This is a genomic window from Leptolyngbya cf. ectocarpi LEGE 11479 (assembly GCF_015207065.1).
Taxonomy (GTDB): Bacteria; Cyanobacteriota; Cyanobacteriia; order Phormidesmidales; family Phormidesmidaceae; genus Leptothoe; species Leptothoe ectocarpi.
The window spans coordinates 1-13,966 of sequence record NZ_JADEXP010000155.1 but is presented as its reverse complement, the minus strand read 5'-3'; the positions used below and the strand labels follow the sequence as shown (position 1 = coordinate 13,966).

The following is a 13,966-nucleotide window of genomic DNA, read 5'->3' as shown; positions in this document are numbered from 1 at the left end:
ATTCTAGTGCACTCAATCCCTCGATTTATCGGGATATATTTACTTTTCCCTGTTTATCTATTTTTCCGGAAGGCCACTGTTGGGCAAAGCGATGTAAAAGTCATATGACCAGTAGCAAAAGCACTGATTGTCATACTTCTTATCAGTACCGCCATAGTTAATTTATTCCGGAAGAGTTAATCCTATTTCCAGGTCTATTTCTATACCACTAGCCGTGGCGCTGCTGATGCCACTGCCAAGCATGGCTAATAATGGTTTCTAGATCAGCATACTGGGGAGTCCAGCCTAGGCGTTGACGGGCATGGTCGCTACTGCCAATCAGGCTGGGCGGATCTCCGGGGCGACGCTCACACTCCACAGCAGGAATCGGATGCCCGGTCACCTGACGTGCAGTTTCAATCACCTCTTGGACCGTGAATCCACTGCCGTTACCCAAATTGATAAAGGCTGTTTCGCCGCCGTCGAGCAGGTATTGGATCCCCTTGACGTGCGCATCAGCGAGATCGGCTACATGGATGTAGTCACGAATACAGGTACCGTCCCGAGTGGGATAGTCAGTACCATAGATGGAAATGTGGTCTCGTTGCCCCAGGGCCGTTTGTAACACTAAAGGAATTAGGTGAGTTTCGGGAGAGTGGTCTTCCCCTAGACGCCCGGCGGGGTCCGCACCGGCTGCATTGAAATAGCGAAAACAAACCGACTGTAAACCATAGGCATTTTGGAAATCCTGCAGCATCATTTCCACCATCAGTTTGCTGTTGGCATAGGGGCTGATGGGATTTTTGGGATGCTCTTCTGGAATCGGTACGGTTTTGGGTGGCCCATAAATTGCACAGGTGGATGAAAAGACAAACCGCTTCACACCGGCAGCTTCCATTGCCTGTAACAGGTTGAGCGTGCCGTAGACATTGTTACGGTAGTACTCCGCCGGAGCGGTGACCGATTCACCCACGGCAATATAGGCCGCAAAGTGCATCACGGCTACAAAATTGTACTGTTCAAATAGCTGATCTAATAGGGCGCGGTCCGCCGTATTACCTTCTACTAGTTTGGCCTTAAGGTGCTGCTGTACTAAATCCTGATGACCATATTCCAGGCTGTCTAAAATAACGACCTGATAGCCAGCTTGCTCCAGGGCTAATACTGTATGGGAACCGATATAACCGGCACCACCGGTTACCAAAATTGATGGATCTGAGGTGTTTAAACTAGTCATAGGAGAAAATCGTAAAATTTAAATACTTATAACAATGGAAATAGTCATACGGTCTTAAGGACAAAATTTATGGCTCTAAGGGTAAAAAACGTTGTTTCCCTTGTCAGACAGTGACTTTATCCCATAAGAAACACCTCAACGAGCCGACTCATCCTCTGCCACAGGTTTCATGGCTAAGTCAGCATGATCAGGATTTAGCACTAAGTTATCTCGGTGCACCACAGTATCGGCACCGTCATAGCCCAAGATCATCAAAATTTCACTAGAGCGATGTCCGCGAATCTGCTGAAGTTCATGGTGATTATAGTTAACGAGACCACGGGCAATTTCTTTGCCGTTGCGATCGCACAGCACCACCGCATCCTGGGCTTGAAAGTTGCCCTCAACGGCTGCAATTCCTGCAGATAGCAACGACTTACCATCCTGGCCAATGGCGCAGACTGCCCCTGGGTCCAAATATAGCCGACCACTGGGCCGTAGACCGTTGGCGATCCAACGTTTGCGGGCATTATTCGGTTTAGGCTGGGGGGCAAACTGAGTACCCAGGGGTTCTCCTGCCAAAATCTTCAAAATATTATCAGGTGTTTGACCATTGGTAATCGCCATGCGAATGCCTGAGCTGGTGGCGATGCGAGCTGCTTCTAACTTGGTGATCATGCCGCCGGTTCCCCAAGCTGACCCCCGGTCGCCCACATCGATATTTAAATCCCCCAGGTGCGGTACCCAGGTAATGGGTTCGGCATTGGGATTGGCCCTGGGGTCGGCAGAATACAGCTGGTCCACATCGGTGAGTAAAAATAGCCAGTCGGCTCCTACTAAACTAGCCACCAGGGCCGAGAGCGTATCATTATCACCAAATTTCAACTCATCTACAGCCACGGTGTCATTCTCATTGACAATGGGGATGACATTGAGCCTAAATAACTCCTGAAACGTGCGATAGCTATTGACATAGCGTGAACGCTGCATCAAATCGCTGCGGGTGAGTAAGACCTGGGCAATGGGCTGCTCTAACACGGTGAACAAGTCGTCGTATACCCGCATTAACCGCCCTTGGCCCACGGCGGCCACGGCCTGTTTTTGTTCAATGGCTTTGGGCCGTTCGCTCAGTCCCAGCCGAGCACAGCCCACACCCACAGCCCCCGAGGAGACCAAAATCACCCGATGCCCCTGGTGCTGTAGCTGGCTCAACGTTTCTACTAAACGAGCCAGCACCGATAGGGCCAGCAGATTACCCGAGCGTGTAAGGCTCGATGTCCCGATTTTGACCACAAGTGTTTGAGGTTTCACAGAGGGTGTGGAGGTCGGGGAATTAAATGACGATGCGGTCACAGAATTTACCGTTGCTGAAATCATATGGGTGAGATCGTAGTTCGGATCAGCGATGATCGCTGGTCGCTAGAACCACACCAAGACGCTTGGATACCCAAATTTCAGAATTGCGCAGACACTGCTTAGGCGAATTGGCCGCCATGGGGGTTAAGGGGTCTACCATGGGCTCCACGAGCACTGTAAACAACCCCAGGCGATTTCCTCCCAGGACATCTGTAAACAAGCGATCGCCTACCATGGCGATTTCATGGTGTGGCAGCTGCATCAGCGCCACGGCTTGGCGCAGCTTTCGGCGGGAAGGTTTGCCAGCCCCGGTGTAGAAGGGCACCCCTAAGGTTTCGGCAATTTGACTGATGCGACTGTGGCTGAGATTGTTGCTTACCAGGACCACGCTGACTAAGGATTGCATTTGCTGCAGCCACTGGCGCACATCTTCTAGGGGCTGAGCTTGCTTAAACGGTACCAGGGTTTCATCCACATCTAAAATCAACCCCTTGAGACGATGCTGGGCAATCAGCTCCGGTGTCAGCTTTAAAATAGAGCCCCCCAGGGCAAGGTCAGGTTGTAACAGGCGGCCCCAAGAGGTCATGGTCGGGATATGAGAGATGAGGGTGAATTAGCAACTAGGAATAAGGATTTTATAAGATCCCAAAATTAGTGTTGGAGAGACGTTCCATGGAACGTCTGTACGAGACCAATTAGGTGAGAGGTAACTTACAGGTCATCCCCCAGTTGAGCATCGACGCGATCGCGAATCTGCCCCTGGGCTCTTTCATGCTCTGCCAGCGAACGACTAAACACATGGGTGCCATCGTAGCGGGCGACGAAATAGAGAAATTCAGTATCCGGTGGATTTAAAGATGCTTCTAAGCTAGCGATACCAGGACTTGCAATCGGAGTTGGCGGCAATCCCAGGTTACGGTAAGTATTATAAGGGTTGGGGGTGTTTACCTGGGCCAGCGTCAAAGGATTTTCTGGGGTTTGGGTCACACCGAGGCCATACTCTACGGTGGGGTCTGATCCTAGGCTAATTCCTTCCCGTAGGCGACGGGCAAACACCCCGGCAATGGTATCTCGCTCTTCAGCAACGACCGATTCCTTTTCAACAATACTGGCTAAGTTTACCCATTCCGCTAGCGAGTAGGGGGTCGTTGTTTGCTGGTAGGTGGGCAGTGCCACCTGCTCAAACCGTAGCAACATAATATCGACAATGTCATCGGCGGCAATTTGGTCGCCCGGCAGCTGATACGTATCTGGATAGAGAAATCCTTCCAAGTGAGGCAACCCCTGGGGCAGCCATGGAAACTGCGCATAGGGAATTTCTTCAGTGGAACGCAAAAAGTCATCAGCGCTGACTAATCCTTGCTCCTCGAGTGCCTCTGCCATTTGAGACCGATTCCATCCCTCTGGAATCGTAAAGCTCGTTTGAATGACATCCCCATTCCAGATTTGGTCAGCGATTTCCGAGAGTGACTGAGTGGGTGAGAGGGCATAGCTGCCTGCCTGGAGACCGCCCTCACGGTTTTGAACCCCTTGTAATCGATTCCAAACTTTCCAGGCGGTAGCAGATCGAATCAAACCAGCCGCTTCTAAATCTTGACCAATTTGCTGAGCGGGGGTGCCCGATGGAATTTGGATTTGTACCGGCTGCTCGGTATCACTGCTGGCTTCTACAGGAGCCGTGGCCCAGCTCCACCAAGACCACCCTTGCCAAGCCGCCAAGCCCAACGCCACTGGAAAAATGCCAAGGTAAAATGCTCGCTTTAAACAACCCATATTTTTTTAGACAGACCGTTGACGATACTTGGAACCGATCGGTGTATTGGTTTGGTGCGCTATATTGGCTCGTTAGCTACAGGGCCAACCTTCAGATATCTTTGTTAAGCGGTTGGACCAAGGTATAAAAACTAATCCAACCCTTCAAACAACTGGTCTTCAATTTGGGGCTGCAATCGCTGAAATTCTTCAGGCGATAGCAATGTCACTGTATCCGTATCAGTCGTGCGATACGCAAAGAATAGCAAAGGCTCTAAGGGCGTACAGGCAACATAACGCTGTTCCGCATGGTAGAACTGCGCCAACATTTGAAAATTATCCGTAACCCCGTCATCATCCACCTCTAACGCAAAACAACTCTCGTCGTCAGCCTCAGGGATATTACCTACGGCTGTAAGGGTATAGGCACTTCGTTGCAAGGTCAAGTCTAACTCTGCTAACACAGCGCGCGCGCTGGGAAATAGTGGGTCAATTTCCTCATCTTCGATGTCTGCTAACGTATCATCCTCTTCCTGCCAGCTAAAGATTTCAACCGGGGCAGAGACGGGTAGCAGTAGCAGATACTCTTGTCCTGAATCACTCAGGGTAATGGCTTTTTCCACATAACAAGCCAAGGTGTGGTTGCTGTCGTCAGTGAGGGTCACGATTTCTTGACCTTGATGAAAACCAGGGGAGTGATCGGAGCTGTGGTTAGGGTTGTGATTTAGATTGGGCATTCGTTAGGTTTCATGGGGCCTAGGCCCTTGAGGTCTCAAGCAGGAGCACACTCTGTAGGTGCACCCTGTAGAGGGTTAGACAATTATCATCCAAAGGGGCGGTCAACTACGGGAGCGGTCCAGCCACTGCTGCAAAATGATAGCAGCCGCCCGGCGGTCAATGAGACCCTTATTTTTATCGGTGGGACGGCGTTCAGCCTGCAGTTGCTGCTCGGCTTCTACCGATGTCAGCCGTTCGTCCATGTAGGTGACCGGTAGCCCCAGGGCTTTAGCCAGTCGTTTGGTAAATTTTTGTACGCGACGGGCTTGAGCGCCAAGGGCTCCGTCCATGGTGTAGGGTAACCCCACCACTAGCAGGGTGGCCTCGCGCTGGCGGACGATCTGACGAAGCTGCTCGGTAACGTAGATAAAAGACTTGTTGTCGATGGTGGTCAGGCCGGTGGCAATTAGACCGGTGCGATCGCACCCCGCGACGCCAATGCGCTTGCTACCAATATCTAGCCCTAGTACAGAAATCATGCGGTGCTATCTGATAGTGCCACTGCCAGAGTCATTGCCAGTGGGCGGTCTCGAGCTAGCGGCATCCCATGAAAATCGGCTAGGAATTGCCTTGCCAGAGGGTTGGAGTCCCTGCAAAACGTCCTGTATTCCTTCAATGGAGACGGCCTTAGACTCCCGCACCTTATGCCATACGGAACGGGACATCATCACTGTATGGCCGACTTCGGTAGCATTAATCTCCCGCAAATAGCTTTCCCGTTCGGGCTGATAGTCTAGGGAGGCTAGCTGGAGGGCGGAGTTGGATGCCCCCTGGAGCACTTGAGCCATCTGGGCCATAAGCTCTGGATACAGCCAGGTATAGGCTGGATGCACAGTTAACTTTGCTCGGTTGGGCTGATCTGCATCCTGGGAAAGCCGCAGGCTAAAGTAGCCAATGGCGGCCTTACGCTGGGGCTCAAATACATAGGCCGACACCGACTCGGACTGTCCTAACCACCGACGCAGCTGGGATCTCAACCCAGCAATGGAACGCGTCCGAAAGTCTTGAATTTGATGATCAAAGACCTGACGCAGCTGCGGTGGCATGGATGCAGTTTCTAAGTGGTAGATCAGCTGAGCATCGGCATTGCTGACCGGCAATAGGTTGGGTAAATCTGGCTCATTCTTAGCCAGCGCGGCTATTTGCTCAGCATCAATCGACCAGTAAGTGACATAGGCCAATGGTTGAAAGCCATTTTGGCGATAGAGGGCGAGTCCAAACTTATCGTGAATACTGGTTTCACTAATCCAGGTATGGGCTTCGACGATGGTTTCAAAACAGTGGCGCAGCAGCAAACTGGCTAGATCTAAATTAAGCACCAGCGTTTGATCGGCGGCGGCTTTGACCATGACGCGATCAATGCGCCAGGTACTGCGAGTGGAGTTAAACGGTGAAACTTGAATGACGCCGTGGGTCGTGTGTTTGCACTCTGCTGCGAAGGTAGCCTTAGGTTGAAGGGGATTGACCAACTGGGATAAGCGCTGCCACTGCCCCAGCATGGGGTTAGCTTCTGGCAGAGTTTGCTGCTTAGTAAAGGCTCCACAGGTGACCACCTCTGATCCGCCATCGGGCATCAGCTTTTCTGAGTCGCGAAAATGAACGGGGCGAACTGCAATGGATTCAGAGGAGTTAACGGGGGTCATAGGGCCGAAATAAGTAAAATCCCTAGGATTTTGGATGAATTAGGACCACGGGTGTTTGTTCATCCGCATTACCAGCTGGATTATCCAGCAGAGCACTTGTTATCAAGTCTACGTCAGTGTCCGGTGTCGCTGCCAGTATTTTAACTGCTTTCAAATCGTTGACATCGACAATGGCGGCTTTTAACCCAGTAGCCTCATAAATATCTTGCACAATCTTGTCAGGATTTTCAGGACCCAAGACGATGAACTGATCGTAGGGGGGTAAGGTGCCGGTGACATCGTCAATCAAACGGGCCTGGTCGCCGGCTAGTACGTAGAACATCCCGGCTCGACCAAGAAATTTCTTTGCGATCGCACCCACCACAAACGCATAGACCACCCGCACTGGCCCCACCAAGTCCACCAGGGTTTGCATACCGCAGGCAGTTGCCAGGCTCGACGTGGGCATAAAGAAATAGCAGATCCGCCTGGCTACCCAGCCCGGTTTAATATCACTGGGGTGTCGCCACCGGCCCTGCATGATGGCCACAGGGGTTTCACCGATGGTGACAATATCACCCGGTTGAGCATAGGCCTGCACATAGCGCTTGACCGTATCGATAGGACTATCCAAGGGGCCTAGCAGGTGTGTTGGAATCGGCAGCACCTCAGCCCTGGGTGTAGAGCGCCAGTTTTGAGGAGCGTTGGGGTCTGGATACTTAAGCGGCACAACCACATTTCCCATTTTGGGAATCCGCCCTTCGGGACCATAGGTTAAATAGTGAACTTTGACCCAAATTGCCTTGAGTCTAGAGAGATCAGGACCTTGAATATCGATTTTGATCTTTAAGCCCGTCGATTTCCCGGTCTTGACAATGTAGGCAAACCAATAATTATCAGGTCTAGCAGGAGCATCTTCATGGTCGGACACTAGCTCTGTTTTGACCGTAATGCCGTCTAAACTGGTCCCAGACAGCAGTTGCGCCTCCACAGAAATTTCCGGCACCATAATCTCTAGGGTGCGGGTCAGATTGACCAGCGAGGGGTCCCCTTCAATCACATAGTGCTGAGGCTCTCGGGTGGTGATAGTCCACTTGCCAGACTCCAGTTCTAACCGGTTACCAGGGCGTCCTTGAAATTGGCGCTCAATCAGTAGCCAAATGGCTAGCACTAGCACTATTAGTAGAACCACCAGCGTGCCCACAATCCCTGTCATTAAAGGGTTACTCCTGTTCCATGTAAACGGGTGATGTCATAGTGGATATAACCACGTCCCAGTTGAAATCTAGAGTTTCTGCAGCAGAAAAACAGGTCTGAACGTGGACAAATATTTGAGACAAATATTATTTCTATATCCGTACGATTTGTATCGTACTCTCGGTTCTGAAGCAATCATCCAGCGGTGCTGGAGCGGACTAAGAGCAGTGATTATTTCAATAGCTCAAATAATCCATCATCCAGCTCATATCCCAGGGTGCGTACCATCAGCTTGAGCTTTTCGATACCATCAATCTGATTGTCCTTAAGCCATTGGGCAATGGTGAATACTTTCCCCATGACAAAAATTTCCAGGGCTTCTGGGTTGTAGCGAATACCGTCTAGCGGGCTGAACTGATGGGGCACTAGCATGGCGGCATAGCGCCCTAGCTCGCCAGATTCGACATCGAGAAAGAGCGGCAGCCAGGGATAGTAACTATCTAGACGAATAAACCATAGTCGCACCTCTGGAACTTCGGAAAGCTCTCTGGGGTCGTTCGCCTCTCGGGCATAGCTGATGTCAAAACTCAGCTTTAGGTTAGTTTGGTGCCAGTCAATCTGGTTCAGGACGGTATGAGCCGCTGATAGGTCCAGCGTCTGGAGGTTTGTAGAACTGACAACAATGGATTGAGACATTGCAAGGCAGATGAAACAGACTAACAGTGTGCCTTGCTGTGGAAGACTTTACTAGATAGAGACGATATAGAAGCTTTTATTTCCTATGACCCGATCTCCCATTCGCGTATGTATCACCCTGGGAACACGCCCTGAGGCCATTAAGCTAGCTCCGGTGATTCAACAGTTTCAAAAAACGCTCGGTTTTGACACGAAGGTCGTGCTCACGGGGCAACATCGGGAAATGGTGGATCAGGTCATGCAGCTGTTTGATCTACAGGCAGATCGCGATCTGAATATTATGCAGCCCAAGCAGTCGCTATCGGATATTACCTGTCGGAGTTTGCAGGGTCTGCAGACGTTATTTGCAGAGCTGCAGCCCCACATTGTCCTGGTTCAGGGTGACACCACCACGGCATTTGCCGCTGCCCTGGCTGCCTTTTACCAGAAAATTCCCGTAGGGCATGTGGAAGCTGGATTGCGCACCGATAATATCTTAGATCCCTTCCCTGAAGAGGCGAACCGACGCTTGGTTTCTCAAATTGCTACGCTGCATTTTCCGCCCACGGATAAGTCAGTGGCAAATTTAGCCGCCTCCGGTGTCAGCGGTACTGTGGTTAAAACGGGTAATACCGTGATTGATGCTCTCCAAACCGTGGCTTCTAAAGCCCCGGCCTGTGATGTCCTTGGACTCGATTGGATCGGGCATCGAGTCATTCTATCGACGGTCCATCGTCGGGAAAACTGGGGACAGCCGCTGCAAAACATTGCCCAAGGCTTTCTACAGATATTGGACACATTTGAGGACGTGGCGCTGCTGCTGCCGCTCCATCGCAACCCCACTGTTAGAGAGCCGCTGAAAGCTGCTTTAGGAGATCATCCCCGAGCCTTTTTAGTGGAGCCTCTAAACTACAGTCAGCTGGTGGGAGCGATGCAGCGATGCTACCTGCTACTGACGGATTCAGGAGGTTTGCAAGAAGAGGCTCCTGGTTTAGGCAAACCAGTACTGGTGCTCCGAGAAACAACAGAGCGACCGGAGGCAGCGGCAGCGGGTACGGCTAAGCTCGTGGGAACTAATCCAGAGGTGATTGTTGCTGAAGCGACCAAGCTTCTGAAGGAGCCCTCTGCCTACGACGCCATGGCGCGAGCCATCAATCCTTTTGGGGACGGTAAGGCGTCAGAGCGGATTGTCAAAGCTGTAAAGGAGCACTTTGGTCACTTGGCTCATTAGTATTATCAGCTGCGTTCTGAACTCAGGGAATTAGGATTCTTTCCCCTGATTATTAGATTCGTCTAGCAGGCTTTTCTTGGATGACTTAAGCGCTTTCCAGAGCTGTTTAATCTGTTTATAGGCATCCTCAGAAGCAATTTTCCCGCCTGTCTCGAGATTACAAATCAGGGAAACGCGATTGGCAAACTCTTGCAAGTTGGCATTAAACACCAGGCGCTCAGGCGTAAATTCACCGTGATAGGGAGCACGGGGCGTGATGAAGGATTGTTTTTGCTCTTGGGGATCGTCGTCCAAGGGAAAGTCCTCTGATAGGTAACGTTACCAGCATTTATGTGGTTCGCATACGGCTTGATCATACCAAGGTCTTTCAATCACGGTAGGTAATTTGCCATAGCGGGCCTACTTAGCAATGCCCAGCTTATGGGGAATTACATACATCCGAGCTAAATCATCCGGACTAAATGTTATGGGACTATCACTGAGTCAGGGTTTGAATCAGAACCATGTCCTCGGTCCGATCAATTTCACGATAGGGAGGCAGATCTGGCAGGTGGTGAGCTTCGGCCAAGACGTACAGATTTTCCTGCCAGCGGTCTAGAAGCGGTGGACCGGAGAGCGGGGCGATGTAGCGATCGCAATAGAAATTGAGGCTAGGTCGTCCGTAGCTAAACGTGGTCACCACCTCAGCCTCTGCTGGCACCTGCTGATTCAGCATAGCCGCCACGGGTTTGACCGCGTAGGCTTCATTCAGCTCCCACAGCCAAAAATCGGAGCCCATCAGCAACAGCAAGGTCAGGTATAGACCCGCCATTAGGGTGAGACACCAGCGTGTCTGCCGCTGCCACAGCCGCCAGGCTGTCCATCCTGTGCCGCTGCCCAGGACAATGGCAATGGCGATTAGGGTGGGTTGCTGATCTTGTAGCCCTAAGTAAATGCCGCCGATGGGGGCTGCGATCGCAATCAGCCCCAGTATTCCCACCGCCCAGCGCGGTGGCCGCTGCCGGTGCAAATACCCACCAATAGCCAGGGCTACCAACGGATACAGCGGCACGATATACCAGGGTAGTTTAGTCCCCATCAGGGAAATCGCCCCTAGATAGATGCCGGTGCCCACCAAGACTAGCTGCCCCCAAGGGCGCTGTCTCTGCCGCCAGGCTAGCAAAAGCCCTCCTGGCCAAAACATCAGCCAGGGCCAGCTATATTTCAGCAATTCCAGGCAGTAGTACCAAGGCGGCTGCTGATGGTCTTCAATGGCAGAGGTTACCCGCTCAAACGACTGAGAGACAAAGTGCCCCTGCCAGTAAACTTCGCCGTAGCGTAGAATCTGGGCTCCATACCACAGTACGACGGGTAAACTGCCTAGGACTAATCCCAGCCACACATAGCGATTTCGCAAGAGGTAACGCCCTTGGCTAACGCCTAAAAACACCCCGGCAATCAGACCTAGTAAAAGCACCAAAATCCCTTTAGTTAACGCAATCAGCCCCAGGGAAACTCCTATGCCTAAGGCATAGATCGGCTGTTTTCTAGCCTTCAAACCACACAGCAGCAATAGCAAAAATAGCGTCACCGCCACCCCATCCCGCATGGCCAAACGACTGTGGCGCACCACCGGCAGCAGCGTTAAAAACACACCCGCCGCCAGCAAAGCCGGTCGCCGTTGTCCAAACACCTCCCGACCGACTCCATAGAGCAGAGGGATGGCCAAGCCACTCACCATCGCTGGCAGCAGTCGCGACGTCCATTCTGAAACACCAGCCACCCCATAACCCGCTGCCATTAACCATTCCACCAGCGGCGGCTTATTCAAATAAGGTCCCCCGTAGAGCGTGGGATAAATCCAATCGCCGCTGGTGACCATCCCCCGCGCAACGGAGGCAATGGTGCCCTCATCCCAGTCGCGCAGAGGCGCCGCGCCCAATCGCCACAGATATAGCCCCCAGGTTATCAGCAGCAGCCACACCCCATCGAGCGTTGCTGTATTGATTACAGGGCGGCCTGATGGCAAGGATTTATTTACCGAATCAACCACGACAATTCATCCACGACAATGCATCCCGACAAGTTATCCACGACAATGGCACAATAGCTACGCCCTATCATATTCTTCTCCCCATGACCCGCTGGCAATTGGGACTGGGTTGGCTAACTAGTTGGCTGTACAACAGAATCCAAGCCCTGGTCCAGGCAAAACAGTGGCACTGGCTGCTCCTACTGGTGTGGATGTTGCCTTTGCTATTGGCAGGCTTTTTTGACCTCGACCACCAGAGTCTCATGGCCCATGATGAGGGCCTTTACGCCCGTCGTGCCAGGGTAATTGTAGATACTGGAGATTGGGTTCACCCCTGGGCCACCCCCCACCACAAAACCCCTGGTCCCTACTGGGTCGTGGCTGCATTTATCCAGGTTTTGGGCCGCCATGAGGTGGCTGTCCGGCTGCCCAGTGTGCTGGCCAGCATAGGCTGTATCTGGCTGACATACGCGATTGGACGGCGGCTGTTGACACCGACGGCGGCCCTGTTGGGAGCCCTGTCTTTGGGGGTGGCCCCTCTGTGGCTGCAGTACAGCCGCCTGGCTACCCCTGATGTGATGTTTTCAGGGCTGATTTTGCTAGCGGTCTGGCTATTGTTGAGCGCTGATGGCGAACCTTCACAGCGCAGCCGCTGGCTGTGTTTTGGTGCTGGTGCCAGTTTGGGCACAACGGTACTCATCCGCAGTGCTCTGGCGGCTGTGCCCATGGCCTGTTTGCTGCCCTACTTGCTGTTGTCTGGGCGATCGCATTTGAAACAGTGGAGTTTCTACTGGGGAGGATTGGTGGGTTTGCTGCCCACGGCCATTTGGGTCTGGCTGTGTTGGCGACGTTATGACATGGCCGTCATCAATGCTCTGCTCAATTTTCCTGTCAACCAGAGTCTGACGGCGGAGCGGGCTAAATCTCCGCTGTTTTATTTATTTAACCTTTTAGTCAATGATTTTCTCTGGGTCTTTTTTGCCCTGGGAGCGGTGATTTTGCTGCTGATCCGTTTTGTGCGGTCAAAGGACAATCTGAAATACATATGTCAGCCTCTATTCTCTTTGCTGCTGCTATATCCGCTGCTTTACCTAGGGGTTCTTAGTTTTGCCTCGACTAAGCTGCCCCATTACGCCATCCCGGTCTATCCTTTTTTGGCGTTGCTCACCGGATATGCCATGGAGCGGCTAGTTCAGGCTACTCCTAACCGCCAGCTCAAGGTCTGGCTGAGCGGTGTGAATGGTCTGTTGCTGTTTTTAGGTGGAATACTTGCGGTGGCGGCGGGGCTGGCGCTGACTACTGAAGTTTTGCCTAGTACTGAAGCTGTAAGGCCCTATGCGCCCATTGCGTTGAGTCTGGGGACGGTGTGGTGCGGAGCGGGTCTTCTGTGGTTTTGTTCGCAAGATGGACGATTTCAAGATGGACGATCGCGATCGCACTGGCCTCAGCAAGGTATCAGCTGGCTGGTGCTGCTGATATTGGGGCACTGGATTAGTTTAACGGTGGCCTGGGGGACGGCTGGCTTAGGCAACGTCAATCCCGAGATGAAAGCGCTTTTGATTCGTGATGATGTTCAGCTGCTTTTGCAAACCGAGCCGGTGAATTTTTCCCCAGGTCTCAACAGTAAGCGCGGAACTCTGCTGAGGTTTTATACCCCCAATCCTGGCAAAAAATTGCCCAGTTTAGACCAGGTGGATATTAATGATTATTTGTGGATTGAAGAGTCTGAGCTGTTGACCCTCTCTCAGCCCTATGACTCCCTGGGGCAGATTAAACAGACGCATTTGGTACATATTCGCGCCCAGTAAAAATCAGGCATTGTTGATCCTCGAGATGGCGTTATCAGTGAGAGACCGTCCAACAGCGATATTTACAGGTCAGTCCATCCCAAAAATCAGTAATCGCAAGATTATTTGCTGTCTTAACCTAAGACCGAGTAAAGCGTAAGGATTTGGTATTAGCTCGCAGAAATACTAGTAGTACCTCTGAAGTACCGTCAATTTACCCACTGTAGGGTTGTGGTGCGATATTTCATAGTTCTCATGAATCAATTTCTCGATGCTGGCTAGATTATTCAGTCCCCGTAAGATTTCTCGTTGCCATTGGGGCATAGGCTTAGCAGTCAGCTTTTTTTTTGCCTTGTTCTATGG

Annotated in this window: 13 protein-coding genes; 2 read left to right on the top strand and 11 right to left on the bottom strand. The window is 51.8% G+C overall.

Annotated features, from left to right (window positions below; all coding sequences use genetic code 11):
- Positions 1-208 precede the first annotated feature (208 nt).
- The 9 genes from galE to IQ260_RS16625 form a co-directional block, all read right to left on the bottom strand.
- Entirely contained in the window at positions 209-1,216 is a 1,008-nt protein-coding gene (galE, locus tag IQ260_RS16665) for a UDP-glucose 4-epimerase GalE (RefSeq protein WP_193994238.1), read from the bottom strand.
- 135 nt (positions 1,217-1,351) lie between these two features.
- The gene (gene proB / locus IQ260_RS16660; RefSeq protein ID WP_322744980.1) at positions 1,352-2,506 is read right to left on the bottom strand and encodes a glutamate 5-kinase; all 1,155 of its coding nucleotides are present in this window, start codon (positions 2,504-2,506) and stop codon (positions 1,352-1,354) included.
- Positions 2,507-2,594: 88 nt separating this feature from the next.
- Positions 2,595-3,137: a YqeG family HAD IIIA-type phosphatase gene (locus tag IQ260_RS16655; RefSeq protein WP_193994236.1), complete on the bottom strand. Its 543-nt coding sequence runs from the start codon at positions 3,135-3,137 to the stop codon at positions 2,595-2,597.
- 125 nt (positions 3,138-3,262) lie between these two features.
- Entirely contained in the window at positions 3,263-4,324 is a 1,062-nt protein-coding gene (gene mltG / locus IQ260_RS16650) for an endolytic transglycosylase MltG (RefSeq protein ID WP_193994235.1), read from the bottom strand.
- Positions 4,325-4,455: 131 nt separating this feature from the next.
- Entirely contained in the window at positions 4,456-5,040 is a 585-nt protein-coding gene (locus tag IQ260_RS16645; protein WP_193994234.1) for a DUF3727 domain-containing protein, read from the bottom strand.
- Between the two features lie 102 nt (positions 5,041-5,142).
- Positions 5,143-5,559, bottom strand: a complete 417-nt coding sequence (ruvX, locus tag IQ260_RS16640) for a Holliday junction resolvase RuvX (RefSeq protein ID WP_193994233.1) — start codon at positions 5,557-5,559, stop codon at positions 5,143-5,145.
- A 6-nt stretch (positions 5,560-5,565) separates the two neighbouring features.
- Positions 5,566-6,723 (bottom strand): N-acetyltransferase, encoded by a 1,158-nt coding sequence (locus IQ260_RS16635; RefSeq protein ID WP_193994232.1) that lies wholly within the window; start codon positions 6,721-6,723, stop codon positions 5,566-5,568.
- Positions 6,724-6,745: 22 nt separating this feature from the next.
- Positions 6,746-7,918, bottom strand: a complete 1,173-nt coding sequence (locus IQ260_RS16630; RefSeq protein ID WP_193994231.1) for a F420-0:Gamma-glutamyl ligase — start codon at positions 7,916-7,918, stop codon at positions 6,746-6,748.
- Between the two features lie 212 nt (positions 7,919-8,130).
- Complete coding sequence (locus IQ260_RS16625) at positions 8,131-8,595, bottom strand: CRR6 family NdhI maturation factor (RefSeq protein ID WP_193994230.1); 465 nt, start codon at positions 8,593-8,595, stop codon at positions 8,131-8,133.
- An 85-nt stretch (positions 8,596-8,680) separates the two neighbouring features.
- Between IQ260_RS16625 and wecB the strand changes: the two genes are divergently transcribed.
- Positions 8,681-9,805 carry a non-hydrolyzing UDP-N-acetylglucosamine 2-epimerase gene (wecB, locus tag IQ260_RS16620; RefSeq protein WP_193994229.1) on the top strand — a complete coding sequence of 375 codons (1,125 nt, stop codon included), beginning with the start codon at positions 8,681-8,683 and terminating at the stop codon, positions 9,803-9,805.
- Between the two features lie 30 nt (positions 9,806-9,835).
- On the opposite strand, the gene IQ260_RS16615 is transcribed toward wecB, so the two are convergent.
- Entirely contained in the window at positions 9,836-10,099 is a 264-nt protein-coding gene (locus tag IQ260_RS16615; RefSeq protein WP_193994228.1) for a DUF7219 family protein, read from the bottom strand.
- 181 nt (positions 10,100-10,280) lie between these two features.
- Entirely contained in the window at positions 10,281-11,837 is a 1,557-nt protein-coding gene (locus IQ260_RS16610; RefSeq protein WP_193994227.1) for an ArnT family glycosyltransferase, read from the bottom strand.
- An 83-nt stretch (positions 11,838-11,920) separates the two neighbouring features.
- On the opposite strand from IQ260_RS16610, the gene IQ260_RS16605 reads away from it, so the two are divergent.
- Positions 11,921-13,624 carry an ArnT family glycosyltransferase gene (locus IQ260_RS16605; protein ID WP_193994226.1) on the top strand — a complete coding sequence of 568 codons (1,704 nt, stop codon included), beginning with the start codon at positions 11,921-11,923 and terminating at the stop codon, positions 13,622-13,624.
- Positions 13,625-13,966 lie beyond the last annotated feature (342 nt).